At 67.8% G+C, this 26057-nt stretch carries 24 protein-coding genes; 8 read left to right on the top strand and 16 right to left on the bottom strand.

The features are described 5' to 3' along the window. Positions 1-424, top strand: a 424-nt coding sequence (locus tag D620_RS0109635) for an OmpA family protein (protein WP_017665592.1), incomplete at its 5' end; no start/stop codon positions are given. Positions 425-463: 39 nt separating this feature from the next. Here D620_RS0109635 and dnaE read toward each other — a convergent pair. From dnaE to D620_RS0109610, 5 genes are all read right to left on the bottom strand, one after another. Continuing rightward, on the bottom strand, positions 464-3964 hold the full coding sequence (gene dnaE, locus D620_RS0109630) for a DNA polymerase III subunit alpha (RefSeq protein WP_017665591.1): 3501 nt from the start codon (positions 3962-3964) through the stop codon (positions 464-466). Positions 3965-4041: 77 nt separating this feature from the next. Further along, positions 4042-4521 carry a glutathione peroxidase gene (locus D620_RS0109625; RefSeq protein WP_017665590.1) on the bottom strand — a complete coding sequence of 160 codons (480 nt, stop codon included), beginning with the start codon at positions 4519-4521 and terminating at the stop codon, positions 4042-4044. Further along, entirely contained in the window at positions 4518-4751 is a 234-nt protein-coding gene (locus D620_RS0109620; protein ID WP_017665589.1) for a hypothetical protein, read from the bottom strand. The genes D620_RS0109625 and D620_RS0109620 overlap by 4 nt, the downstream gene beginning before the upstream one ends. A gap of 74 nt (positions 4752-4825) precedes the next feature. Beyond that, complete coding sequence (locus D620_RS0109615) at positions 4826-5506, bottom strand: ABC transporter ATP-binding protein (RefSeq protein WP_017665588.1); 681 nt, start codon at positions 5504-5506, stop codon at positions 4826-4828. Then, a complete protein-coding gene (locus D620_RS0109610) occupies positions 5499-6752 on the bottom strand; it encodes a lipoprotein-releasing ABC transporter permease subunit (RefSeq protein WP_017665587.1) in 1254 nt (417 codons plus the stop codon). Before D620_RS0109610 ends, D620_RS0109615 begins: the two co-directional genes overlap by 8 nt. A gap of 234 nt (positions 6753-6986) precedes the next feature. Here D620_RS0109610 and purF point away from each other — a divergent pair, with 234 nt between their 5' ends. From purF to D620_RS0109595, 3 genes are all read left to right on the top strand, one after another. Next, positions 6987-8477, top strand: coding sequence for an amidophosphoribosyltransferase (purF, locus tag D620_RS0109605; protein ID WP_017665586.1), 1491 nt, complete (start codon positions 6987-6989; stop codon positions 8475-8477). A gap of 6 nt (positions 8478-8483) precedes the next feature. Then, on the top strand, positions 8484-9206 hold the full coding sequence (locus tag D620_RS0109600; protein ID WP_017665585.1) for an SDR family NAD(P)-dependent oxidoreductase: 723 nt from the start codon (positions 8484-8486) through the stop codon (positions 9204-9206). 161 nt (positions 9207-9367) lie between these two features. Next, on the top strand, positions 9368-9715 hold the full coding sequence (locus D620_RS0109595) for a PilZ domain-containing protein (RefSeq protein WP_017665584.1): 348 nt from the start codon (positions 9368-9370) through the stop codon (positions 9713-9715). 18 nt (positions 9716-9733) lie between these two features. Here D620_RS0109595 and D620_RS0109590 read toward each other — a convergent pair whose 3' ends face one another. The 3 genes from D620_RS0109590 to D620_RS15115 form a co-directional block, all read right to left on the bottom strand. After that, complete coding sequence (locus tag D620_RS0109590; RefSeq protein WP_017665583.1) at positions 9734-10957, bottom strand: serine hydrolase domain-containing protein; 1224 nt, start codon at positions 10955-10957, stop codon at positions 9734-9736. A gap of 69 nt (positions 10958-11026) precedes the next feature. Next, on the bottom strand, positions 11027-12418 hold the full coding sequence (locus tag D620_RS0109585) for a cryptochrome/photolyase family protein (RefSeq protein ID WP_017665582.1): 1392 nt from the start codon (positions 12416-12418) through the stop codon (positions 11027-11029). Between the two features lie 136 nt (positions 12419-12554). Continuing rightward, entirely contained in the window at positions 12555-13475 is a 921-nt protein-coding gene (locus tag D620_RS15115; protein WP_017665581.1) for a metal-dependent hydrolase, read from the bottom strand. 96 nt (positions 13476-13571) lie between these two features. Between D620_RS15115 and D620_RS0109575 the strand changes: the two genes are divergently transcribed. Together D620_RS0109575 and D620_RS0109570 are read left to right on the top strand one after the other, a co-directional pair. Beyond that, on the top strand, positions 13572-14522 hold the full coding sequence (locus D620_RS0109575; RefSeq protein ID WP_017665580.1) for an alpha/beta hydrolase: 951 nt from the start codon (positions 13572-13574) through the stop codon (positions 14520-14522). Beyond that, positions 14519-15001, top strand: coding sequence for an RNA pyrophosphohydrolase (locus D620_RS0109570; RefSeq protein WP_017665579.1), 483 nt, complete (start codon positions 14519-14521; stop codon positions 14999-15001). The genes D620_RS0109575 and D620_RS0109570 overlap by 4 nt, the downstream gene beginning before the upstream one ends. 4 nt (positions 15002-15005) lie before the next feature. On the opposite strand, the gene D620_RS0109565 is transcribed toward D620_RS0109570, so the two are convergent. From D620_RS0109565 to D620_RS0109545, 5 genes are all read right to left on the bottom strand, one after another. Beyond that, complete coding sequence (locus D620_RS0109565; protein ID WP_233992049.1) at positions 15006-15506, bottom strand: tetratricopeptide repeat protein; 501 nt, start codon at positions 15504-15506, stop codon at positions 15006-15008. 62 nt (positions 15507-15568) lie between these two features. Next, positions 15569-16747, bottom strand: a complete 1179-nt coding sequence (locus D620_RS0109560) for an RsmB/NOP family class I SAM-dependent RNA methyltransferase (protein WP_017665577.1) — start codon at positions 16745-16747, stop codon at positions 15569-15571. A 9-nt stretch (positions 16748-16756) separates the two neighbouring features. Continuing rightward, positions 16757-18211 carry an IMP dehydrogenase gene (gene guaB / locus D620_RS0109555; protein WP_017665576.1) on the bottom strand — a complete coding sequence of 485 codons (1455 nt, stop codon included), beginning with the start codon at positions 18209-18211 and terminating at the stop codon, positions 16757-16759. Between the two features lie 88 nt (positions 18212-18299). Further along, a complete protein-coding gene (locus D620_RS15110; RefSeq protein WP_017665575.1) occupies positions 18300-19805 on the bottom strand; it encodes a M28 family peptidase in 1506 nt (501 codons plus the stop codon). Next, entirely contained in the window at positions 19802-20563 is a 762-nt protein-coding gene (locus tag D620_RS0109545; protein WP_026092098.1) for a 3-hydroxybutyrate dehydrogenase, read from the bottom strand. The genes D620_RS15110 and D620_RS0109545 overlap by 4 nt, the downstream gene beginning before the upstream one ends. A gap of 101 nt (positions 20564-20664) precedes the next feature. On the opposite strand from D620_RS0109545, the gene D620_RS0109540 reads away from it, so the two are divergent. Beyond that, the gene (locus D620_RS0109540) at positions 20665-21540 is read left to right on the top strand and encodes a neutral zinc metallopeptidase (protein WP_026092097.1); all 876 of its coding nucleotides are present in this window, start codon (positions 20665-20667) and stop codon (positions 21538-21540) included. A gap of 5 nt (positions 21541-21545) precedes the next feature. Continuing rightward, complete coding sequence (locus D620_RS0109535) at positions 21546-22049, top strand: hypothetical protein (protein ID WP_017665572.1); 504 nt, start codon at positions 21546-21548, stop codon at positions 22047-22049. Positions 22050-22108: 59 nt separating this feature from the next. Here the strand turns inward: D620_RS0109535 and D620_RS15105 are convergent, their stop codons facing one another. The 3 genes from D620_RS15105 to D620_RS0109520 all read right to left on the bottom strand — a co-directional run bounded on the left by D620_RS15105 (position 22109) and on the right by D620_RS0109520 (position 26020). Continuing rightward, positions 22109-23761 carry a M56 family metallopeptidase gene (locus tag D620_RS15105; protein WP_017665571.1) on the bottom strand — a complete coding sequence of 551 codons (1653 nt, stop codon included), beginning with the start codon at positions 23759-23761 and terminating at the stop codon, positions 22109-22111. Next, positions 23758-24159, bottom strand: coding sequence for a BlaI/MecI/CopY family transcriptional regulator (locus D620_RS0109525; protein WP_017665570.1), 402 nt, complete (start codon positions 24157-24159; stop codon positions 23758-23760). The genes D620_RS15105 and D620_RS0109525 overlap by 4 nt, the downstream gene beginning before the upstream one ends. Before the next feature lie 235 nt (positions 24160-24394). Beyond that, positions 24395-26020, bottom strand: coding sequence for a site-specific DNA-methyltransferase (locus tag D620_RS0109520; protein WP_017665569.1), 1626 nt, complete (start codon positions 26018-26020; stop codon positions 24395-24397). Between the last annotated feature and the right edge of the window lie 37 nt (positions 26021-26057).

Genomic DNA, 26057 nt, shown 5'->3' with positions numbered 1-26057 from the left:
GGTCGCCGCGCCGCCGCCGCCGCCGCCCCCGCCGCCGCCGCCCGCTCCTCCGCCCCCGCCGCCGCAGGCGCAGTGCAATACCGGGCCCTATATCGTGTTCTTCGATTTCGACCGGTCGGACGTCAGCGCGGAAGCGGCGCGCATTCTCGACAATGCCGCAACCGCCTATGCCAATTGCGGCAGCGCGCGGGTGATGCTGGCCGGGCACACCGACACCTCGGGGAGCGCGCAGTACAACCAGGGCCTCGCCGAGCGCCGCAATGCCGCGGTGCAGAGCTATCTCACGGGACGCGGCGTGCCTTCGGGCCAGATCGCGGGTCAGGCGTTCGGCGAGAATCAGCCGCGCGTGCCCACGGCTGACGGCGTGCGCGAGCCGCAGAACCGCCGCGTGGAAGTGACCTACGGCCCGGGTTCGGGAATGTAGCGGGCAAGCGAGGGGCCGGCAGCGTCCGGCCCCTCGGCTTCAGGCAACCAGCCGCAAATTGCCGCGCCGCTTCAGGGGCGCGAGGCTGACCTTGGCGATCCCGTCGACGCTTGCGAGCCGCTCGGCGAGTTCGCCGGTCAGCACGAAGTTGCGCCCCAAGCACATGCGCGCCTGCCCGCCATCGGCGAGCGCCAGGCTCACCACCACCTCGCCCGCGCCGGTCGGACGGTCGCCGCGCGCGAGGTCAAGCTCGATCTTGAGTTCGAGCAGCGCCTCGGGGCTGGCGATCTCGGCCGACAGCTCCATCGCGGTCGAGCCGCTCACCGCCGCCAACGGCCGCGCCCCGCGCACGGTGAGCCGAGGCGGCTCATCGGGGCTCGGCGAATCCAGTTCGACCGTCAGCAGCAGGCATTCCCCTGCCGCCGCCCAGCGCTCGAAATCGGGCACCAGGGCTTCCTCGAAACAGGCGGCCGAGAACTGGCCCGAGGCGTCGGAGAAATCCGCCCGCACGAAAGTGCCGCCCTTGCGGGTGCGGGCCTTGGTGATGCCTTCGACCAGCGCCGCCATCACCGCCGTGCCCCGTCCGCCCGGCGGCGCGCCCGCTTCCATCAGGCTCTGATAGGTGCGCGCGCCATTGGCCGAGGCGGCCTCGCGATATTGCTGCACGGGGTGGGCGGAGAAATAGAAGCCGAAATTCTCGCGCTCCTTCGCCATCTTCTCAGGCCGAGACCACGGGGCACAGGGCTGGAGGCGCAGCGCCTCAGGCTCGCCCGCATCGCCGCCGAACAGGCCCGCCTGCCCGCTCGATCTTTCGCGGATCGCGGCATCGGCAACCGCCATCAGATGCTCGGCATTGGCGAAGAGCAGCGCGCGGTCGGGCTCCAGCCCGTCAAAGGCACCCGCGCAGATCAGGCCTTCCAGCTGGCGGCGGTTCATCGTGCCCTGCGGCACCCGCTCGAACAGGTCCTTGAGGCTGGCAAAGGGGCCATTGGCTTGCCGCTCGGCCACGATTGCCTCCATCGCCTTCTCGCCGACATTGCGGATCCCGGCCAGCGCATAGCGCACCGCATAGCCCGTATCGGTCTGTTCGACGGTGAATTCGGCCTCAGAGGCGTTGATGCAAGGGGCCAGCACCTCGATCCCGCCGTGGCCGCCCGGATAGCGGCGCGCGTCGTCGACGAAGACGTTGAGCTTTTCGGACTGGTGCATGTCGAAACACATCGAAGCGGCGTAGAATTCCTCCGGGTAATGCGCCTTCATCCACGCGGTCTGGTAGGCAAGGAGCGCGTAAGCTGCGGCGTGCGACTTGTTGAAGCCGTAGCCGGCGAACTTGTCGATCAGGTCGAACAGCTCGTTGGCGCGCTTCGCTTCGATGTCGGAGACCGTCTTGCAGCCTTCGACGAAGCGGCCGCGCTGGGCGTCCATCTCCGCCTGGACCTTCTTGCCCATCGCGCGGCGCAGCAGGTCCGCATCGCCCAGCGAGTAGCCCGCGAGCACCTGGGCGGCCTGCATCACCTGTTCCTGATAGACGAAGATCCCGTAAGTCTCGGCGAGGATCCCTTCGAGCTTGGGGTGCGGGTATTCGATGGCGACCTGCCCGGCCTTGCGCTGGCCGAACAGCGGGATGTTGTCCATCGGGCCGGGACGATAGAGCGAGACGAGCGCGATGATGTCGCCGAAATTGGTGGGCTTCACCGCCTTGAGGGTGCGGCGCATGCCCTCGGATTCGAGCTGGAAAACCCCCACGGTGTTGCCCGCCTGCATGAGGTGGTAGACTTGGCGGTCGTCCAGCGGCAGCGCGCCCAGATCGATGGCGATTCCGCGCCTCTCCAGAAGGTCGACCGCCTTTCTCAGCACCGACAGGGTCTTGAGCCCGAGGAAGTCGAATTTCACCAGTCCGCTCGATTCGACATATTTCATGTCGAACTGCGTCACCGGCATGTCCGAACGCGGATCGCGGTAGAGCGGGACCAGCTTGGCAAGCGGCCGGTCACCGATCACCACGCCTGCGGCATGGGTCGAGGAATTGCGCGGCAGGCCTTCCAATTGCATCGCGAGGTCGACGAGGCGCTTTACCCCCTTGTCGTTGTCATACTCGCGCTTGAAATCCGCCGCGCCGTTCAAAGAGCGCGGCAGGGTCCAGGGGTCGGTGGGATGGTTGGGCACCATCTTGCACAGCCGGTCGACCTGCCCGTAGCTCATCTGGAGGATACGCCCACAATCGCGCAGCACCGCGCGGGCCTTCAGCTTGCCGAAGGTGATGATCTGGGCGACGTGATCGCCGCCGTATTTTGCCTGCACGTAGCGGATCACCTCGCCGCGCCGGGTTTCGCAGAAGTCGATATCGAAGTCCGGCATCGAGACGCGTTCGGGGTTCAAGAAGCGCTCGAACAGCAGGCCGAGCTTGATGGGGTCGAGATCGGTGATGGTGAGCGCCCATGCGACCGCCGAGCCCGCGCCCGACCCACGCCCCGGCCCGACCGGAATGCCCTGTTCCTTGGCCCACTTGATGAAGTCGGCAACGATCAGGAAGTAGCCGGGGAAGCCCATCTTCACGATCACGTCGATCTCGAATTCGAGCCGGTCGGCGTAGACCTTGCGCTCCGCCTCGGTGAGATCGGGATAGGCCGCGAGGCGCGCTTCCAGACCGAGCTGCGAATCCTCGGCGAGCATCCGCGCCTCGCCCGCAAGGTCGCCTGCAAGGCTCGGCAGGATCGGCTTGCGATAGGGCGGTGCAAAGGCGCAGCGCTGGGCGATGACGAGGGTGTTGGCGAGCCCCTCGGGAAGGTCGGCGAAGGCCTCCTCCATCATGCTCGCCGCCTTGACGAAGGCCTGCGGGTTGGAGCGCGGACGCTCGTCAGCCTCGATCTGGGTCGAATGGGCGATGCACAGCATGGCGTCATGCGCCTTGTGCATGTGGGGCTCGGCAAAGTTCGCAGGGTTGGTGGCGACCAGCGGCAGGTCGCGCGCGTAGGCGAGGTTGACGAGGGGCTCCTCGGCGCGCTCGCAGACGGGATCGCCCGCGCGGGCGAGCTCGATGTAGAGCCGCCCGGGGAACAGCGCCTCCAGCCGGTCGGCGAGCCGCGCGGCGGCATCGTGCTGGCCTTCCGCCAGCAGCCGCGTCAGCCCGCCCTCGCCCGCGCCGGTGAGTGCGATCAGGCCATCGGTCCGGCCCTCCAGATCGGCGAAGGTGACATGCGGATCGCGCTCCAGCGGGCGATCCAAATGCGCGGCCGAGACGAGGTGGCACAGGTTGTCATAACCGGCATCGTCCTGCGCGAAGAGTGCAAGGTAGTCGACGGTGCTGCGGGTCTCGTCCCGGGCCACGCCAAGCAGCGTGCCGATGATCGGCTGCACGCCTTCGCCCTTGCACGCAGCGGCAAAGGCCATGATGCCGTAGAGGCCATTGCGGTCGCAGATCGCGATCGCCGGAAAGCCGCGCTCCTTGGCCAGCTTGGCAATGTCCTTCGGGTCGATCGCCCCTTCGAGCATCGAGTAGGACGAAAGCACGCGCAAGGGGACGAAGGGGGCGAAGGGCATCCGCCGCAATCTAGGAAGTCGCGCCGATTCTCAAAGCGCCCTGCGTGCTTATCCTGTGCACAGGGCGGGTCATATCGTCACAGCAGCGCCTCGATGTCCTTGGCGATCGCCGCCGGCGTGTCGGTCGGGCCGTAGCGGCGCGCCACCTTGCCATCGCGCCCGATCAGGAACTTGGTGAAGTTCCACTTGATCGAGGTCGAACCCATCAGCCCCTTGGCCTCGGTCTTGAGCCAGCCATAGAGCGGCGAGGCGTTCGCGCCGTTGACGTCGATCTTGGCCATCAGCGGGAAGGTGACGCCGAAATTGATCTTGCAGAACTGCGCAATTTCCTCGGCATTGCCGGGCTCCTGCGCGCCGAACTGGTTGCAGGGAAAGCCCAGCACCTCGAAGCCCCTGTCCTTGTAATCCTGATAGAGCTTCTCGAGCCCGTCATACTGGGGCGTGAAGCCGCATTTGGATGCGGTGTTGACCACCAGCAGCACCGTGCCGAGCTTGCCCGCAAGATCGAGCGCCTCACCCTTGTTGGTGGTGACGGTGAAATCGGCGATGGTGGTCATGCCAGGCCCTCCTTGGCCGAGAGTTCGAGAATTTCGCCGAGGTTCAGCGACTTGCCCCCCTCCACCTCGATCAATACGCGGGCACGCTGCGCGGTGTCCATGGCGAGCACCCGGGCCACCATCTCGCGCAGGGTCCCCTCCGCCAGCAGGGCGAAATTGTACTGGAGCTCCGAGCCGCTGTCGTCGCGCTCGCGCAGGCTGGCCCCGGCGTTCCAATCATATGCAGACATGTGATCCCCCTTGCGTCGCGCCCATGGTTCGCACGGCGCGCGCGGCGGATCAACAGGCGATGCGCATTTGCCGGCTAGACCAGCACGCCATCCTTGAGCCGCACCACCCGGTCCATCTTCGCCGCCAGCCGCTCGTTATGAGTGGCGACCAGCGCCGCGCTGCCTTCCCCGCGCACCAGGCTCAGAAACTGGGCAAGCACCGCCTCGGAAGTGTGTTCATCGAGGTTGCCGGTCGGCTCGTCGGCCAGCACCAGCGTGGGCCGGTTGGCGAGCGCGCGGGCGACCGCGACGCGCTGCTGCTCGCCGCCCGACAGCTGGCTCGGGCGGTGGGTCAGGCGGTGGCCGAGGCCGAGGCTCGTGAGCAGGCTCTCGGCGCGCGCCTCGGCCTCGCTGCGTGAACGGCCGAGAATCATCTGCGGCATCACCACGTTCTCGCGCGCGTCGAAATCGGGCAGCAGGTGGTGGAACTGGTAGACAAACCCCAGATGCTCGCGCCGCAATCGGGTGCGCGCATCGCCCGCCAGCGCCTCGGCCGGGGTGCCGGCGATGCTGATCGCGCCCTCGAACCCGCCTTCCAGCAGGCCGACCGCCTGCAACAGCGTCGACTTGCCCGAACCCGAGGGGCCCAGCAGCGCGACGATCTCGCCGGGCGCGATCGCAAGATCGACCCCGCGCAGCACCTCGATCCGCTCGCCGCCCTGCTCGAAGGCGCGCTTCAGACCCTTAAGGGCGACGATAGGCCGGCCATCACTCATAGCGCAGCACCTGCACCGGATCGGTGTTTGCCGCCTTCAATGCCGGATAGAGCGTTGCAAGGAAGCTCATCCCCAAAGCGAGGCAGACGATGCCGAAGACCTCCCACGGATCGGTGCGCGCCGGCAGGGTCGAAAGGAAGCGCACCTCCGGGTCCCAGATCTGCTGGCCGGTGACAAAGGCGATGAAGGAGACGATCTGTTCGCGGAAGAACAGGATGACGCTGCCCAGCAGCAGCCCTGTCACCGTCCCGATCACGCCGATGGTGGTGCCGGTGGTGACGAAGATCTTGAGCAGCGAGCGCCGCGTCGCGCCCATGGTGCGCATGATCGCGATGTCGCGGGTCTTGGCGCGCACCAGCATCACCAGGCTCGAGAGGATGTTGAAGGATGCGACCACGACCATGAAGGACAGCGCGAAGAACATCCCCACACGCTCGACCTGCAACGCCTCGAACAGGGCCGCGTTCATCGCCTTCCAGTCGGAGATCACAGTGTTGCCCGTCAGCCGCCCGCGCACCGGCGCAAGGATCGTGCCGACCTTGTCGGGGTTGTCGACCCGGACCTCGATCTGTGCCACCGCATCGCCCATCAAGAGCAGGCTTTGCGCTTCGGCGAGCGGCAGCATAATGAACTTCTCGTCGAAGGTCGAAATGCCGACCTCGAAGATCGCGCCGACCTCGTAGGGGACCTGCCTCGGGGTGGTGCCGAAAGGGGTGGAGCGGCCCGCGGGGTTGATGATGGTGATGACATCGCCGACCCGCATGCCGAGGTTCTGTGCCAGCCGGCTGCCGACCGCGACCTTGGCAAACCCCTCGGGCGCAGGCGGCTGCGAGAGCCCGCCGATGTCGCCCAGCAGAACCTTGTCGCGCAAGGCATCAAGCTCCCGCTTGGCCTGGCCGCGCAGCAGGATGCCCTCGACATTGCCGTTGAAGCTGACCAGCAGCGGCTTTTCGATCATCGGCGTTGCCGAGATCACCCCCGGCGTGCTTTCGAGCGCCGCCATCACGCCTTGCCAATCATCGATCCGGCCGCCGACCGCCTGCACCACCGCATGGCCATTGAGGCCGGTGATCTTGTCGAGCAGCTCGCCGCGAAAGCCGTTCATCACGCTCATCACCACCACCAGCAAGGCGACCGAGAGCGAGACCACGCCCACCGAAATCGCCGCCACCAGCGCGATGAACGCCTCGCCCCGGCCGGGCCAGAGGTAGCGCTTGGCAATCATCCATTCGAAGGGGGAGAGCATGGGAGGTGGGAAGTGCCCGTTGTTGGCTGAACGCTGCCTGTAGTGCGGCAGGCACAAGCCTGCAATGCCGTGAGTCCTTGTGGTGCTACCGCTTCGCTGCTTGAGGACGCGCGTGTCACACCCCTGTCGCCAAAAAGCCGGGCATCGCGCGGCTGCTTTCCCTTGTAATTGATCCGTCACATCGCCATTGGAGCCCTGCGTCAACGCGTTGTGTGCACGCGAACAGGTCTGGTGATGCCGATGAGCCCCCTCTGCAATGTGACCCATCCCTTCCTCGATGCCGATGGCGACAAACTGCGCGAGGAATGCGGCATCTTCGGCGTGATCCGCGCCAGCGAGGCAACCGCGACCACCGCATTGGGCCTCCACGCGCTCCAGCACCGCGGGCAGGAGGCGGCCGGGATCGTCAGCTTCGACGGCAGCGAATTCTACGCCCGCCGCGGCCTTGGCCACGTTGCCGAGAACTTCTCCTCCTCCGAGGCGATCGCCGCGCTCCCCGGCCACATGGCCGCCGGCCACGTGCGCTATTCGACGACCGGCGGCTCGGGCCTCAGGAACGTCCAGCCGCTGTTCGCCGACCTTGCCAGCGGCGGCTTCGCGGTCGCGCACAACGGCAATATCTCGAACGCGATGACCCTGCGCACCGATCTGGTCAACAAGGGCTCGATCTTCCAGTCGACCTCCGACACCGAGGTCATCATCCACCTCGTCGCGACCAGCCGCTATCCCACCATCGCCGACCGGCTGGTCGATGCGCTGCGGCTGGTCGAGGGTGCCTATGCCCTCATCGTGATGACGCCCGAGGGCATGATCGCCTGCCGCGATCCGCTCGGCATCCGCCCGCTGGTGATGGGGCGGATGGGTGACGCGATCGCCTTCGCCTCGGAAACCGTCGCCTTCGACGTGGTCGGGGCCGAGCTGATCCGCGAGATCGAGCCGGGCGAGCTGGTGCTGGTCGATTTCGCGGGCGAGATCCGCTCCGTGCGCCCCTTCGGCAGCCCGCCGGCGCGGCCCTGCATCTTCGAGCATGTCTATTTCAGCCGCCCCGATTCGGTGTTCGCGGGCCGCTCGGTCTACGAGGCGCGCAAGGCGATCGGGGTGGAACTCGCCATCGAAGCCCCCTGCGAGGCCGACCTCGTCGTCCCCGTGCCCGACAGCGGCGTGCCGGCCGCGATCGGTTTCGCCCAGCAATCGGGGCTCCCCTTCGAGCTCGGCATCATCCGTTCGCACTATGTCGGGCGCACCTTCATCCAGCCCGGAGACGGCGCGCGCCATTCGAGCGTCAAGCGCAAGCACAACGCCAACCGCGCGCTGGTCGAGGGCAAGCGCATCGTGCTGATCGACGATTCGATCGTGCGCGGGACCACCAGCCTCAAGATCGTCGAGATGATGCGCGAGGCCGGGGCCAAGGAAATCCACTTCCGCGTCGCCAGCCCGCCGACCGCACATTCCTGCTTCTACGGGGTCGACACGCCCGAGCGTTCCAAGCTGCTCGCCGCGCGCATGGAGCTGGAGCCGATGCGCGAATTCATCAAGGCCGACAGCCTCGCCTTCATCTCGATCGACGGGCTGTACCGCGCGGTCGGCAAGCAGGGGCGCGACAAGACCTGTCCGCAGTTCTGCGACGCCTGCTTCACCGGCGACTACCCGACTTCGCTCACCGACCTCGCGGCTGCCGAGGCCAAGAGCGTCCAGCTTCCCTTCGCTGACCCCAAGGCTGCCTGACACCCCATGACCGACACCCCTTCCGCCAAGCCGCTCGCCGGCCAGACCGCGCTCGTCACCGGCGCCAGCCGCGGGATCGGCGCCGCCACCGCCAGGGCGCTCGCTGCTGCGGGGGCGCATGTCATCCTCGTCGCGCGCAAGGTCAAGGCGCTGGAGGAGGTCGAGGATGCGATCCATGCCGACGGCGGCACCTCGACCATCGCCCCGCTCGACCTGACCGAGCCCGATGCCGTCAGCCGCCTTGCCGCGGCGATCGCCGGGCGCTGGGACACGCTCGACATCATGGTGCTGGCCGCCGCCTATCTCCCCGAGCTGACCCCCGCCTCGCAGATGGAGCCCAAGCAGTTCAACCAGGCGCTGCTCACCAATGTCGTCTCCACCCAGGCGCTGATCGCGGGCTTCGATCCGCTGCTGCGCCGCGCGGCGGCGGGCAAGATCATCGGCCTCACCAGCTCGGTCGGAAGCAGCCCCCGCCCCTATTGGGGCGCCTATGGCGCGACCAAAGCGGCTTTCGAGAACCTGCTCGCCACCTACGCCGCCGAGGTCGAACGCCTGTCGCCGCTGCGGGTCGCGATCATCGATCCCGGCGCCACCCGCACCGAGATGCGCGCGCGCGCCTATCCGGGCGAGGATGCCTCCAAGCTCAAGGGCCCCGAAGTGGTCGCCGAGCGGCTGGTCGCGCTCGTCACCGATGGCTTCGCGGGCCTCCACCGCGAACGCATCGGCTGAACGGCGCAGGCGAGCCTGCCGGCCGCGCCTCGGGCATTTCCACCTAATCGCACGTTAACCTTTGCCGAAGAGCTTGGCTTAACGAACGCGGGTGCAAACCTTTGCGCGGACCTTTCCGCCATCCCGTGAGACCGCAGGCTTCGATACAAGGTAGAACGGCAATGCCGCCCAGTTCCGATCCCTATCGTACCGCTTCGCAGGAAGACCGCTGCGGCCCGCGCACGCGGCTGACGATCCCGGCGACCTTGCGCGCCTCGGGTGGCCGCGCCTTTCAGAGCGTGGTGCACGACCTGTCGATCTCGGGCTTTTCGGCCGCCTCGATCAACCGCATGCACGAAGGCCAGATGTGCTGGCTGACCCTGCCCCGCCTCGAATCCCTCCAGGCCGAGGTGGTGTGGTGGGACAACTGCATCGTCGGCTGCGCGTTCAGCGAATTGCTGAGCCCGATCGTCCACGACAACATCCTGCAACGCTACAGCAATGTCGGGGTCTACCGCCAGGTGATCTGAGCGCGGCCCGGATGGGCCTCATCTGGCTTCGGCAGCAACCTTTCGGCTCAGGTCCAGAAGTTGCCTGCGCTCTGGACCGCCGCTCGCGGTCGCCCAGTTGCCGACAAAGGCGATCACCACGCCCTTGTCGGGAAACAGCGTGATGCCTTGGCCGAAGATCCCTTGCGCCCCGAAAGTGCCCTGCGGATAGGTCCACCACTGGTAGCCATAGCCAAAGCCGCTGCTGCCGAAGTCGACCGCGCTGTCGGTTGCTTCGGCAAACCACCCATCGGGCACCACACCCTTGCCGCCCTCGAGCGCGAACTGCCCCATGCGCGCATAGTCGGCAAGGCGGATCGACAGGCAGCACCCGCCGATATTCCCGCCGCGCGGGTCGACCATCCAGAACAGGTCGCCCTCGAACCCGGCCGGATCGACGATCTTGGCCTTGGCATATTCGGCGAGCGGCTTGCCCACCGCGTTCTCGACCAGCACGCCGATGAGATTGGTCTCGCCGGTCTTGTAGACCCACTTGGTGCCCGGCTCCGCCTCGCGCGCCAGCGCCTTCATTTGCGCCACGATCGCGTCCGCGCCATATTCGACCACGAAGCGGTTCATCTGCGCGACATCGGACTTGGGATCGGTGTAGTTCTCGTCCCACTTCACGCCGCTCGTCATGGTGGCGAGCTGCCTGACCGTGACGCCTTCATAGGCCGAGCCCGCAAGGCCCGGGATATACTTGGTCACCGGATCATCGAGGCTGGTGATGAACCCGTCCTTCACCGCCGAACCGAGCAAGGTGGAGGTGAAGCTCTTGGCGACCGAGAAGCTGGTCCAGCGGTCGCCATGGGCGAGGCCGAGGTTGTAGGCCTCGAACCGCACCTTCCCGTCCTCCAGGATCATGATGCCGGCCGTGCTGGTCTCGGCCATCAGCGCCTTGAGATCGGCCTGGAGCGCGTCCGAGAAGGGCGCACCCTCGGGCAGGGCGCGCGGGGCGGGAGCGGCGGCGACCTCGTGCCCGGCGAACCACTGCTCCATCGCGCGGAACCGCTCGGCGCGCTGGTCATCGGTCCAGAACAGCACCTGCAATTCCGACTGGTCGCGCGCTGGCGGCTGGGTGAGGCGCGCGGCGGGCGTTTCGGGATATTGCGGGGGCCGCGCGAGCGCGGGCGCATCAGCCGCGGTCTGCGCATCGAGCGGTGCCAGCCCGCCCATCGCCAGCACCAATGCCGCGCCCGCCAGCATGCCGTTTTTCAAGCCCATGATGTCACCCTCTCGTTGTCTTATCGAAAGGGTGCATAGGCCCGGGCGGGCCGCCGGAGCAAGCCCTCCTCAGCCTTGCTTGATCGTCTTCAATGCCGCAAGCGCCCGCTCGCGCGCGGCCTTGTGGGGGACGATCTTGCGCGGATAGCCTGCGGGCCTGCGTCCGAATTCCTCGGGATCGTGGACGTAGGGCTCCTCCAGCCCCTTCAACTCGGGCACATAGGTGCGGATATAGCGCGCCGCGTCGAATTTCTCGGACTGCGAGAGCGGCGCCATGATCCGGCTGAACATGTTGGAATCCACCCCCGTGCCGGCCGTCCACTGCCAGTTGGTGGCGTTCGACGCGTAGTCGGCATCGCACAGGCAATCCCAGAACCACCGCTCGCCCTCGCGCCAGTCGATGAGGAGGTGCTTGATGAGGAAGCTCGCGGTGATCATCCGGACGCGGTTGTGCATCCAGCCGGTCTGCCACAGCTGGCGCATCCCGGCATCGACGATGGGGTAACCGGTGCGGCCCTGCTGCCATGCTTTCAGATCGCGGGCGGCCGCTTCGTCGGTGGCGGGATCGCGCCACGGGAAACGGTCGAAATCCTCGCGGTAGTTCTGCGTCGCATAGGCGGGGAATTGCAGGATCGCGTTCTGCGAATAGTCGCGCCAGATGAGCTCGCCCTCGAAGGTTTCCCAGCCCTTGGAAGTGTGGTGCTTCAAGGCATGCCAGATCTGGATCGGCGAAATCTCTCCGAAGTGCAGATGCGGCGAGAGGCGCGAGACCTTGTCGACGCTCGGCAGGTTGCGCTTGTCGTCATAGCCATCGACGTCGGCTTCCCACGCGGCGAGGCGCTGGTGCGCTGCCTCCTCGCCGACCTCCCAGAAATCGCGCATCCCGCCCGCCCAGTCGGGTGTGGTGGGGAGCAGGTTCCACGAAGCGAGATCATCGGAGGCGGGCCAGCCGGCGGGCGCTTCGAGCTTCTCCGGCGCGGGGACTTCGGAGCGCGGCGGGAACTCGGCCCGCACCGCGCGGCTGAAGGGGGTGTAGATCTTGTACTGCCCGCCTGTGCCGGTGGTGATGCTGCCAGGCACCATCAGGTAATTGCCGTGGTGGAGTTGCAGGTCGAGGTTTTTGGCGAGCTTGCGCTCGGCATTGAGCCACCACGGCTCATAATGGCAATTGGCATGGACGGTGGTCGCGCCGGTTTCCTCGGCCAGCTTGGTCAGCTCCGCGACCGCCTCCCCGCGCCGCAGGACCAGCTTGCTGCCTTTGGCTTCAAGGCTTTTCGCCAAGCTCGCCAGCGAATGATGCAGCCACCAGCGCGAGGCCCCGCCATAGGCGTGGTGCTTCGGGCTCTCGTCGTCGAGCACATAGACGGCCACCACAGGCCCGGCCTTGGCGGCGTGGTAAAGCGCGGGGTTATCGGCCAGACGCAGATCGCGCCGGAGCCATACGACTTGGGTTTGGGGCATTTGTCACTCTGATCGATCCAAACACACCCAACGCCGTCATGCTGAACTTGTTTCACCTTTGGTGAACTTCGTTTCCAGCATCCATCGCGCAAGTGCGGGCAGCGGTTCGGGAGGAAGGATGGATCCTGAAACAAGTTCAGGATGTCGGGGAAGGCAAGGCCTCGCACGTCACATCGGGCAGCGCGAGGGCAAACCTGTCCCCTACCCGCGGATCGGTGAAGCGCGCGTCCCGCAGCACCACCGAGCCATCGGGCGCGCGGGTGAAGAAGGGCGCGCGCGACCAAAACAGGAAGGCCTCGAGCTGGGTTTTGGTGCGGCGGGCCTCGGTGAGATCGGGCAGGCGGCATTGGCTCACGATGGTCGTCTCGATGGCGTAACGACCGTCGCCGCCGGTGATGAGTTCGCGGCGCAAGGGGCCCCACAGCGGCAGCGGGCTGGCGATGACCGTATCGCCCGGGATGCCGTGCGAATGGTAGTTGGCCGAATGCCACGTCGTGAAGCCGTTCGCCCCGATATACGCCAACGCCGCAACAATCCCGACCTGCGCAGGCCGCGCCCACTTTGCCCCCGCCTCCTCCCGCTGCCGCGACACCCACACGCTCGCAATCAGCAGCGCCCACAGCCACGGGTCGATGATGAACAGCGTGTCCCCATAGAACCATTGCGAGGAAAACGGCTCCAGCAGCCGGATGCCGTAGACGTTGAGCAAGTCGAAGAAGGGGTGGCTGAGGCAACCGATGAATGCCATCGCATAGAGCCAGCCGAACCGCACCGGCAGCCGACCCTCGGGCCGGGTGCCGCGCCGCTCCTGCCAGCGGTCCCCGCCCCATAGCAGCCCCGCCAGCACCAAGGGCAGCAGCACCAGCGCGGGCGGGCCGTGGGTGATGCCTCTGCGGAAGGCGAGATGCTCGGTGCCGTGCAGCCAGAAGAAGCACGCCGCGTCCACATCGGGCAGGTTCGCGCCGATGATGAGGGCAGGCATGGCAAGGCCGGTGGTGCGCTTCAGCCCCGCCTGCCCCAGCACCGCACCGACCAGGCTATGTGTCAGATTGTCCATCGCTTGTCTGGCTAGCGCGGCCCTTGCGATCAAGCGAGTGGAAATCGCCCGCCTGCTCGCCTATCGCTCGCGCCGCAAACACGGGAGAGAACCACGATGACCGACGCGCCCTATATCCGCCCCGACATGAAGGCCTTCCTCGACATGATGGCGCAGGTGAACGGGCCGAAGATCGTGGACATGACGCTCGAGGAAGCGCGCGCTTCCTATCAGGCGCTGCACAACCTCGCCGACCGCCCGGCGCGCCAGCTTCCCGTGATCCGCGACCTCGTGTGCCCCGGCCCGGCGGACGACATTCCGCTGCGCCTCTATGACGCGCGCGAGAGCCGCGAGGGGCCGACGCCGGTGATCACCTTCTACCACGGCGGCGGCTTCGTGATCGGCGACCTCGACACGCACCACGCGCTGTGCACCGAGATCGCCGCGCTCGCCGATCTGCCGCTGGTCGCGGTCCACTATGCCCGCGCGCCCGAGGCACCCTTCCCCGCCGCGATCCGCGATTGCGAGGCGGCGACGCGCTGGGTGGCCTCCTCGCCAACCGAACTCGGCCTCACCGCCAGCGGCATCGTCACCATCGGAGACAGCGCGGGCGGCAATGCGACCGTGGTGGTGAGCCAGCTGCTGGGCGCAAATCCCGCCGCCGTCCCGGTGGTGCTGCAAGTCCCGATCTTCCCGCTGGTCGCCGACGCCAACGGCTCGGCGAGCATGGCGCAGTTCAGCGAGGGCTTCGTCCTCACCGCCGAGACCATGGCCTTCTTCGACGCCGCCTACGCTGCCGACCGCAGCGACCCGCGCGGCTTTCCGATCCTGTCGGACCACAGCGACGCGCCCCCCACCATCGTCGTCACCGCCAGCCTCGATCCGATCCGCGATTCGGGCCGCGCCTATGCCAGGGCGCTGGTCGATGCCGGGCGCGATTGTGTGTTCCTCGAGATGCGCGGGGTCACCCACTCCTTCGTCAACTTGCGCCAGATGGTGCCGAGCACGCAGGGCGATCTCGAACGGATCGTCGCCGCGATGCGCTTCATGCTGGGCAATCCCCTATGATCGACCCCGAGACCCTCCCCTACCGTCCGTGTGCCGGCTTCATGCTGGTGAACGCGGAAGGCCTCGTCTTCGTCGGCCAGCGCATCGACTCTTCCGCACACGGCTTCTGGCAGATGCCGCAGGGCGGGATCGACAAGGGCGAGGACGTGCGCGAAGCCGCGCTGCGCGAGCTTGAGGAGGAGGTGGGCGTCGGGGCACATATGGTGGAGGTGATCGCGCAGGCCTCACAGCCCATCCGCTACGATCTCCCCCCCGAACTGCTCGGCAAGGTGTGGAAGGGCAAGTATCGCGGGCAGGAACAGCACTGGTTCCTCGGCAGGTTCCTGGGCGAGGACGCCGACATCGACCTCGAAGCGCACGATCCGCCCGAATTCAACGCATGGCGCTGGATCGATCCGGGCCTGCTGCCGGAAGTGATCGTGCCCTTCAAACGGGCGGTTTACGAAGAGGTGCTGGCGGAGTTTCGGGGGCTGATCTGACCGCTCAGTTCGACGCTGTCGCGCTGTCTGCCTTGCTCTCGACCGCCAGCCGCGCGGGCGCGCCGCGGGCGATGCTCGATTGCAGCGCGACCGTCTCGGGGCAATCATCGCCGCACAGCGATTGCAGCTTGGCAAGGTTGCGCCGCGCCTTTTCGACCGCGCCCTTTTCGACCAGCGCCGCACCCTCGCCCGAGATCGCCGCGAAATTGCCCGGATCGCGCTCCAGCGCCTCGCGGTAATAGCCGATCGCCTTGCCCTGGAGGCCCTGCTGGCGCGCGGCGTCGGCGAGATTGATGAAGATCGGCGTGTAGCCCGGATCAACCGCCAGCGCGGCCTCGAAAGCACCGGTCGCGGCCTCGGCCTCTCCGGCCGCCAGCAACGCCTGGCCCTGCGCGATCAGCGCCGTCGCGCGCGGATCGGGCGCCGCATCGTCCCCGGCAAGCGAAATGCTCGCCGTCATGGCGAGACACAGCGAGAGAGCGGCGGCGGCGGGCGCAAAACGCATCAAGAGCTCCTTCAGTGCTTGAGACCGGGAACCGGACGGCTGGGTCATAACACCGGAGCCTATCATGGTGAACGAAGGCACGCGACGAAAAAACCATCCGTGCCGTGATGGAGCGGATCGAGGCGGATTCCTGCACCCCGGGGCGTGCCGAAGGGGAGACGCAGCTCCTCGGCCCGCCAGCCCGGATGCCGCGCGAGAAAGGCGGCGGCGCGGTCGGGCCCCTCGGCATCGAGCACCGAACAGGTGACGAAAGCGATGCTCCCGCCCGGGCGCACCAGCTGCGCGGCAAGATCCAGCACGTGGTCCTGAAGATGGTTAAGGCGGGCGAGCTCTGCCGGGTCGAGTCGCCATCGCCCCTCGGGGCTGCGGCGCCATGTCCCGCTCCCCGAACAGGGCGCGTCGACCAGCACGTGATCGGCCTTTCCGGCAAAGGGCGCGAGCGCCAGCATCTCGCGGCCCGGATCGAGCAGCACGGTGTGATCGACCGCCGCCCCGGCGCGCGCGGCGCGGGGGCCGAGGTTGCCGAGGCGGCGCTTGTCGGTATCGGCGGCAACGAGGCTCGCGGCATTGCCGAGCCTTGCGGCGAGCGCGAGGGTCTTGCCCCCGCCGCCTGCGCACAGATCGACGACCGTGTCGCCGGGGGAGACCGGCAACGCCTCGACGATCAGCTGGGAGCCCAAGTCCTGGATCTCGACGAGGCCCTGCGCGTAGGTCTGCCATTGTTCGACCTGCGTGCCCGAATCGAAGCGCAAGCCCTGTGCGCTGGCAAGCGGCTCGCCCGCTTCGGGAAGCGCGAGCCCTTCGCGGTCTGCCTTGAGCGCATTGACCCGCAGATCGAGCGGCGCGCGGTCCAGCAGCGCGGCAATCTCGCGCCCGCCCAGCCCCGAAGCGCGCAAGGCCGCAACGAGCCACTTGGGCGCGAGGCCGGTATTGGCCGCCTCCTCGCCCTCGCCGCGCGGTGCCGGGCCGTGGGGGGAGCCGTCGAACAGGCTTGCCAGCGCTTCATCCTGCGCAGCCACCGCCAGCATCGCCGCGCGCCCGCTTGCCGGGACCGGCCCGCACAGGCGGATCGCGCGGTAGACGAGGTCGCGCACCGCGCGCCGGTCCTTCGACCCGGCATAGCGGCGGGCGCGGAAATAATCGGCGATGATCCGGTCCGCCGGCGCGCCCTTGGAGCGCGCGGACGCAATGACCGTATCGAGCAGCTCGATCGCCGCCTGAACTCTAGCGGCGGGGGTCATATCGAGGCCTCAGCGTGTGGGATAATTCGGAGCCTCGCGGGTGATCGCCACATCGTGCACGTGGCTTTCGGAAAGCCCCGCATTGGTGATCCGCACGAACTTCGCGCGTTCCTGGAGGTCGGTGATCGTGCGCGAGCCGGTGTAGCCCATCGCCGCCTTGATCCCGCCGACCAGCTGGTGGACGACGTCCGCCGCCGGGCCCTTGAAGGGCACCTGGCCCTCGATGCCTTCGGGCACCAGCTTCATCGCGGAAACGTCCTGCTGGAAATAGCGGTCGGCCGAACCGCGCGCCATCGCGCCGACGCTGCCCATGCCGCGATAGGCCTTGTAGGAGCGGCCCTGGTAGAGGAACACCTCGCCCGGACTTTCGGTGGTGCCCGCCAGCATCGATCCGATCATCACGCTGGAAGCCCCCGCCGCAAGCGCCTTGGCGGCATCACCACTGGTGCGCAGGCCGCCATCGGCGATGACCGGCACGCCGCTCTTCGCTGCTTCGGCCGCGCTCTCTATGATCGCGGTCAGCTGCGGCACGCCCACGCCCGCGACCACGCGGGTGGTGCAGATCGAGCCCGGACCGATCCCGACCTTGACCGCATCGGCGCCTGCATCGACCAGCGCGCGCGTCGCCTCGGCGGTGGCGACATTGCCCGCCACCACCTGCACCGCGTTGGAGAGCTTCTTCACCCGCTCGACCGCGCGGGCGACCTCGATATTGTGGCCGTGCGCGGTGTCGATCACGATCACGTCGACTTCCGCCTCGACCAGCGCCTCGGTGCGCGCAAAGCCGGCATCACCCACGGTCGTCGCGGCGGCCACCCGCAGCCGCCCGGCCGCATCCTTGGTCGCATGGGGGTAATTGACCGCCTTCTCGATGTCCTTCACCGTGATGAGGCCGATGCAGCGATAGGCCTCGTCGACCACCAGCAGCTTCTCGATGCGGCGCGCGTGGAGCAGCCGGCGCGCTTCCTCCTGCCCGGTGCCGAGCGGAACGGTGGCAAGGTTATCGGTGGTCATCAGCTCGCGCACGGGCTGGGCGGGGTTCTCGGCAAAGCGCACGTCGCGGTTCGTCAGGATGCCGACGAGCTTGCCGGCCGCGTCGGTGACCGGGATGCCGCTGATGCGGTTGGCCTGCATCAACGCCTGCGCTTCGCCCAGCGTCGCATCGGGGCCGATGGTGATGGGGTTGACCACCATCCCGCTTTCATAGCGCTTGACCGCGCGCACCGCGGCGCATTGCGCTTCGATGTCGAGGTTGCGGTGGAGCACGCCGATACCGCCCAGCTGCGCCATGGCGATCGCCATGTCGGCCTCGGTCACGGTGTCCATCGCCGAGGACAGGACCGGGATGTTGAGCCGGATGTCGCGGGTCAGCCTGGTCGAAGTGTCGGCCATGCTCGGCAGGACGTTGCTTTCCGCCGGGCGGAGCAGCACGTCATCGAAGGTCAGACCGAGCGGGATATCCATGAGCGCCACTTTCGCTTGAGAAGGTCGGGGGTATCTCCTCTGGCGGGAGATTCGTGGCGGCCCATGTAACGACACCGGCCCAGTTGCGCTAGGGGCGCGGCGACGCCTTTGCCGGATAGCGTGCCGGGTCGGCGATCTGGCGGATCAGGTCCTCGTGGAGCAGCAGGTCGTCGATCGCCCCGCCAAGCTCCACCGCGTCCGCCTCGTCCGAAGGCCGGTGGTAGCGCCCGGCGATGAAGGGATCGAGGATCGCACGGCTCCCGTAGGTGCTCGAGAGCAGCACGGCAGGCACCCCCGCCTGCACCAGCGCCCAGCCATCCTGGCGCTGCACGAAGCTGTCGGCAAGGCTCTGGTCGCCGAGCGTGCGGCCGCGGTTGCCCATCGCGCCGAGCACCACCTCGTCGAGACCTGCGTCCTTGCCGCGGCCGATGAAGCCGACCGGGCTGCCTGCCGGAGCGACCGCCATCATGTCGAGATTGAAGGCGGCAACGATGCTCGCCAGCGGCAGCGGCGGGTTCTTGACGAAGGCGCGGATGCCGAGCAGCCCGGGCTCCTCGGCGGTGGTGGCGAGGAAGTAGATGTCGCGCCCCGGCGGCGGCCCGGCCTTCAGCCGCCGCGCCAGTTCGAGCAGCATCGCGATGCCGCTGGCATTGTCGGCCGCCCCGTTGCAGATCCGGTCGGGCGCATCGGGCTCGCCGCATTCGCCGAGGTGGTCCCAATGCGCCAGCACCAGCCCCGCGCCCGATCCCGGCACGCTGCCCGGGATCATGCCGACGATGTTCTGGCTGGCGAATTCGCGGCGGTCGCTGGTCGCCTCGAGACTGACCGCAAGATTGAGTTCGAGCGGCGCGAAGGCGCCTTGCGCGGCCTCGGCCTTCCACGATGCCCAGCGGCGCGGCCCGATCACCTCGGCAAAGGCCTTGTCGGTGATGTAGGCGGCAAGGTTGTCCTGCTCCTCGCTCGCGAGCTGCAAGCGCGGATGATCGGCAAGCGCGCGCACCGCGCCAAGCGCCTCGGCATCGGGGACGACGGTGAGCACTGCGGTGGCGCGCTGGCGGAACAGGGCGTTGCGGCGTTCGGTGTCGCGCCCCGGATCGGCGAGCATCACCACCACCGCGCCTGCCAGCGCATCGCCGAGGACCGAACCGTCGCCATAGCCGACGAACACCACCGGCACCCCCGTTCCCGGCCCGCCGAAAGCGAGCGCGCGGCGGCGCGGGGTGTAGACCGCGGCCTCGGCGGCCGGGACCACCACCCGCCGCTTGCCCTGGCCCAGCACCAGCTGCGCGGTTTCGGGCTGAACCCCGAGCAGATCGACCGGGAGACGCCAGTAGGAGCCGGGGTCGTTGGTCCCCGAGACCAGCCCCGCCTCGCCCATGCGCTTCTCGATCCACGCATAGCTGTCACGCGCGCCCTGGGTGCCCGGGCGGCGCCCGCCCATCGCGTCCGAAGCAAGAAAGGCGATGTCGCTGCCAAGCCGCGCGGCGATCGCGGCGCGGTCCTCGACCGGCGCGCTGACCGAGGCCGGACCGCGCGGCGCGCAGGCCGCAAGCAGCGCCAGCAGCAGCAAAGCAAGACCGCGCGAAAGGTTCATTCGGCGGTCCAGCCCCCGTCGATCGCGTAATTCGCTCCCGTGATCCCGCGCGCGGCAGGCCCGCACAGGAACACCGCGAGCGCCGCAACATCCTCGGGCGAGACAAATTCCTTGGTCGGCTGCTTGGCGAGAAGGATGTCGTTCATCACCGCCTCGCGGGTCATGCCGCGCGCGGCCATGGTGTCGGGGATCTGGTTCTCGACGAGCGGGGTCCAGACATAGCCCGGAGAGATGCAGTTGGCGGTGATGCCGTGAGTGGCGAGTTCCAGCGCGATGGTCTTGGTAAAGCCGGCCAGCCCGTGCTTGGCCGCGACATAGGCGCTCTTGAAGGGCGAGGCGACCTGCGAATGGGCGCTCGCGGTGTTGATGATCCGACCCCACCCGCGCGCCTTCATCCCCGGCACGGCGAGGCGGGTGGTGTGGAAGGCGGCGGTAAGGTTCAAGGCGATGATCGCGTCCCACTTTTCAGGCGCAAAGGCCTCGACCGGGGCGACGTGCTGCATCCCGGCATTGTTGACGAGGATGTCGATCGGGCCGATCTCCTCCATCATCGCCGCGATGGCAGCCGCGTCCATCAGGTTCGCGCCGTTGTAGCGCGCGCCCAGTTCCTCGCACAGCTTCGCGATCTCGCCGGCATCGCCCAGCCCGTTGAGAATCACCTCGGCGCCCTCGGCTGCCAGCGCGCGTGCCACCGCCAGACCGATCCCCGAGGTGGAACCGGTCACCAGAGCACGCTTGTCCTTGAGCATTCGCCGCATCTCCTGCACGTTCCGGCAATTGGGGTTCGCTTTTGCCGCCGCAAACGCGGCTGTCCACCAGAATTCTTGCGATTAGGGCGGGCTGAGGGGAGGAATCGGAAATGCGTCTGGGACCGTTCGACACATCACGGATCAATGTCCGCTCCTCGGATGGCGGCGGCGGCGGTATGGGCCCGCGCGGGATCGGCTGCGGGACGCTGGTGATCGCGCTGATCGGCGCTGCCGTGTTCGGGCTCGATCCGATGCAGACGATCGGTCTCGTGCAGAATGTCCAGCAGCAGACCGCCCCGGCCGGGAGCGCAGGCGGCGGCGAGGAACTCAGCGAGGAGCAGGTGTGCGCCAGCAGCGCCTATGCGCGCGAGGCATGCAATGCGCTCACCAGCCTCGATGCGACATGGCAGGCCGCATTCAGCCGCGCCGGGATCGCCTTCGAGCAGCCGGTGCTCGATCTCTACCGCGGCGGACAGGTGACGACCCAAGGCTGCGGCAGCGCGAGTGCGGCGGTGGGACCGTTCTACTGCCCGGCCGACAAGGGCATCTATATCGACACAAGCTTCTACGACCAGCTCGCCCGGATGAGCGGCACCGGCGGGGATTTCGCGCGGCTCTATGTGATCGCGCATGAATATGGCCACCACATCCAGAACCTCACCGGCATCTCGGACCAGGTGCGCGCCGCGCAGCAGCGCAATCCGGGTGCGGCCAACCGTTTGCAGGTGGCGATGGAACTTCAAGCAGATTGCTATGCCGGGATGTGGGCGGGCAAGAACCGCCAGCTTATCGAAGCGGGCGATCTGGAGGAGGGCCTGAAAGCCGCAAGCGCGATCGGCGACGATACTCTCCAGCGCAATGCCGGTCAGGGGGTCAATCCCGAAAGCTTCACCCACGGCTCCAGCCGCCAGCGCATGGAGGCGCTGCGGCGGGGCCTCGATGCGGCCGACGATACCGCGTGCGACATTTTCTTCGAAGGAGGCTGAACCCGATGCGCCCTCTCCCCCTCGCCATGCTTGCCGCGCTCGGGTCCGGCCTTGCCGCGCCGCTCGCCGCGCAGGTCATGCCCGAGCCCGACGCGCGCGAGGTCGCCAAGACCCCGCTGCGCGATCTCAACATCGACGCGCGCGACATTCCCGAAGTGCTGCTGGCAGCCAGGGCCGATCCCTACGGGACGAAGGGGCTCGGCAAATGCGCGGCGACTGTCGCGGCGATTGCCGACCTCGACCGGGTGCTGGGCGCGGATTACGATATCGCCGAGGGTGACCGCGGCGACCGCATCAGCGAGGGCCGCATCGGGCAGAGCCTGGTCGGCTCGGTGATCCCCTTTCGCGGCATCCTGCGCGAGGTGACGGGCGCGGCCGAGGCGGACCGCAACCTGCGCGCGGCCTACACTGCCGGGATGGTGCGGCGCGCGTTCCTCAAGGGATGGGGTCTCGGGCGCGGCTGCGCCTATCCGGCGCGCCCCAAGCCGGCGGCGAGGGGCGGGAAATAGCGGCTGGCGCCTGTCCCCGCCCCCCGCGCACCCGGGGGCTCCCGATCCGCCCGTGACGCCTACCTCTCCTTGCCGCTGCTCCAGCGGGTAATCTGCACATCGAGCGTGCGCAGGATCTGCTTGCGGGTTTCCTCGGGGATGTCGCGGTCGGCGGCGATCTCTGCGCGTGCTTCCTCGAGGCCCTTTCTCGCCGAAGCATAGATGCGCGAGCGGCAGATGCTGACGATCTGGGTGCCGTCCCTGGTGGTGGTCTCGGAGACCTCTTCGCTGCCCGGCTTGCACTCGTGCTTGACGATCACGCGCTGGCGGTCTGCCTCGGCCCGCGCGCCGGCAGCCTCGGCGCGGGCGCTGTCGGCTTCGGCCCGGGCCTCGGCGATGATCCGCGGCAGATCGGCAAGCGCGCGGTCGGCCTCGGCGAGCCCGGCGCGCAGATCGGCGAGCATCTCCTCGCGCTCGGCCTTGTCGAGGCCCTCCAGCGCTTCAAGTTCGCGGGCGAGCGCCGCGCCATCGGGGTGGCCGCGGGTGACAAGCCGGACGCGGCGCTCCTTGCCATCGGCATCGCGCCACACGCGTTCGGTGACGGTGGCATCGCCGGGGGCGGCGGGAGCGGAGGGAGCATCGGGATCGACGAGCAGGATGGTCGGCGCTTCGGGCGCTTCGGGGGCGGCGATCATGCTCTCGCCCGCGGCGTAGGAAATGCTGGCGGTGAGCGGCAGGGCAAGCAGCCCGGCGCCGAGCAGCGCGCGGCCGGCCATGCGGCGGCGGGGGGTGGGATCGGACATTGCGAGGCTCCTCAGGCGGTGGATGATCGATTTCTCGCCGAGCACCGGGCAGGCCATCGGCGCGGTGAGCGCGGCGTGGTGCGCAGGCCCGGGCGCGGCGGCAAAGCGGGCAATGAGCGCGGCATAGGCGGCCCTTTCGGTCGGCGCCCGGCGGGCCATGACCCGCGCATCGCAGGCCGCTTCCTGATCGCGGCGCAGCGCGAGCCAGCCATAGCGGCCAAGCGGGCTCCACCAGTGCAGCGCGAACAGCGGCTGGACGAGGATGTTGACCAGCAGGTCCCCGCCGCGGTGGTGGGCCAGCTCATGCGCGAGCGCAAGGTCGCGGCCGGTGCGGTCGTGAAGCGCGAGGAAGCCCGGCGGCAGCGCGATCACCGGATCGAGCACGCCCATCGCCAGCGGCGCCCGCGTGGCAGGGGTTTCGACGAGGCGCACCGGCATGCCCAGCAGCCCCCGGGCACGGCCCAGCTCGCGCGCTTCGGCAAGCAGCCCGTCGCGCAGGGCGAAATAGGCGGCAAAGCGAAGCGCCAGGAACACCGCCGCACTACCCAGCCACAGGGCCAGCAGCGCCTCGAGCGGCGACAGGTCGGCAAGGCTTGCGAAAAGATCGAACCCGGCCTCGGGCGCGGGCGCGGTCTCGCGCGGCACCGCCAGCGGGGCCGGCGCAGCGGCGGCCGCTTCGATCAGCACCGGATCGGACAGCAGCCGCGCAGCAGCGACTTCGGGCGCAGGTGCAGCGGCATGGAGCGTGTTCGCGGGCGCCATCCATGCAGGCAGCGTCAGCGGCGGCACCACCAGGCGCAGCAGCGGCAGCGCCCACAGCGCATAGGCCGCCTCCGGCCCGAAATGGCGCGACACCGGGCGGCGCAGCACCAGCACCGCAGCGATCAGCACGCCGGTCCACACCAGCGTTTCGAGCAGCACCGCGCTCACGACTTGAGCTCCTTCAGCAGCGCCTCGATCTCGGCAAGATCATCGGCCGTCAGGGCCTCGGTCTCGGCGAGATGCGCGACCAGCGATGCGGCGCTGCCGCCGAACAGGCGATCGACGAGGCGGCGGCTCTCGCCCCCGACATAATCCTCGCGCGCGATCAGCGGCGAATAGAGGAAGCGGCGGCCATCGGGCTCGGCGGCGGCAGCGCCCTTCTGGACCAGCCGCGAAAGCAGGGTCTTGACGGTGGCGAGGCTCCAGCCGCGGGTGGCGCAGACATCCTCGCACACTTCGGCAGCGGTTTGGCGCGGACGGTCCCACAGCACTTCCATCACCGCATGCTCGGCCTCGGTGATGCGTTCGCCGGGCCCGGTCTGAGAGGCTTCGTCTGACGTGGTCACGGGGCGTCTCCCTCGCTCTTGTGATTACACCTGTAGTCATGGCGACTACGCTTGTAAACCTTGCGCGCGGCTGAACGGGAACGCGCGCACCTTGCGCTTCGTCGAAGCGGCAATACGCCCGGACGAATGACATGGGAGAGGAGCGGCCAAGGCACGTCACCCTCGGCGCGGGCCCATCCTCCCCCTTTCCCGAGGGGAGGGGAGCAACACCGGCCTGCGCCGGGGTGAAGGGGTGCTACAGCAGCGTCCCCTGCTTGCCCGTCTCCTCGCGCTTGGCGGATTTCGAGGCGGCGCTGGTATCGACCCATGGAATATCGGGGCGCTTGCCCGCGAAGAGTTCGGCCAGCGTCAGGATTTGCAGGCGCGGGTGCTTGCGGCCGGTATATTCGTTCTCCCACACGCCGACGGCGGCCGCATCGCGCTCCATCGGGCGGGTGGGGGCTTGCGCGGTGAGGAACACGCCGAAGGGCGCGCGCTCGCGCTCCATCACCTGTGCGAGGCGGCCAATGTCCTTGACGCCCACGCCCCCGCCCTTGACCTCGACGATCGCGCGTTCCGTGCGCTTGCCATCGGGCTTGAAGTAGATGATCCCGTCGATCCCGCCATCGGCGCCCTTGCGCCCGCCCTTCCAGGGCTGGGCCTCGACCACGGACAAGGCCCACAGCTCGAACTGGTGCTTGTCGCGCGCCGCCAGATCGAGCGCGCTTTGCAAGTCTTGCGGACGGCCCACAACCTCGAAAGCGAGGCCGGGGAAGGCATCCTTCATCCGCTTTTCAATTAGGCCGATGGCGAGGTGGGTAACGTCGATCCCGATCCACGCGCGCCCGAGTTTCTGCGCGGCGTGAACGGCTGTGCCGCAGCCGCAGAAGGGATCGAGCACCACATCGCCCTCGCCCGAGGAGGCGGAGATGATGCGTTCGAGCAGCGCGAGGGGTTTCTGGGTGGGGTAGCCGAGGCGTTCGGCGGTTTGCGAGTGAAGCGGGGATATGTCTGACCAGATGTTCGTCACAATCGAACCATCTTGTTCCGCGAGATACCTCTTGAGCGAAATGCGCTTGCTGAAATCTGGCGACCCGTCGGGCCGCAATGGATAATGGAGGCGCCCTTCATCGTGCAGGCGCTGCATCGTTTCTCGCTGATAGCGCCAACCCTTTGCAGGGTAGCTGTAGCCCATCCATTCATACATCATGTTGGGACGAGGATTGGGACTGGCGGCGTCGCCAAGCCGATACGGCCCGCGTCCATCGTGATCGTCGAAGCGGTAGAACTTGCTCACGTAATCGGGATCATGCTGCGCGAACTGCGGTCGAAAAACGACTTTGGGCGACTTCGCATAGAACAGGATCGTGTCGGACACGTCTGAAAACTTATGCTTCGCGTCGCTGTGCGCGCTTTGACGTTTCCAGACTATCTCGTTCCGGTAGTTTTTTGCCCCAAACACGCCATCCAGCAGCAGCTTGAGATAATGGCTCGCGGTCGGGTCGCAGTGCAAATACAGCGAACCAGTCGGCTTCAGCACCCGGTGCAATTCGATCAGCCGCACCGCCATCATGGCAAGATAGGCCATCATGTCATTATCGCCCAAAAACGCGCGCATCGCCCGCAGCAATTCGAAGGCGTCCGAATTGCCGCTGCGCATCACCTCGTCAAAAGCGTCCTCGGCGCTGTCGTTCCAGTGCCAGGTATCCTCGAACGCCTCGATCTGCGCATCGCTGTCCGCGCCTTCGGGGGACTTGAACAGGATGTTGTAATTGGCGTTCGAATTGAACGGCGGGTCGAGATAGACCAGATCGACGCTCTGGTCCGCGATGTGCTCGCGCAGGACGTGGAGATTGTCCCCGAAATAGAGCTTGTTGGTCATGGCGCGTCCCCCGGCGGTTTCATCGCGTGAAACAGCA

It is taken from the genome of Porphyrobacter sp. AAP82, assembly GCF_000331285.1.
Lineage (GTDB): Bacteria > Pseudomonadota > Alphaproteobacteria > Sphingomonadales > Sphingomonadaceae > Erythrobacter.
The sequence above is the reverse complement of the archived record's forward strand: the minus strand, read 5'-3'. Positions and strand labels throughout refer to the sequence as shown.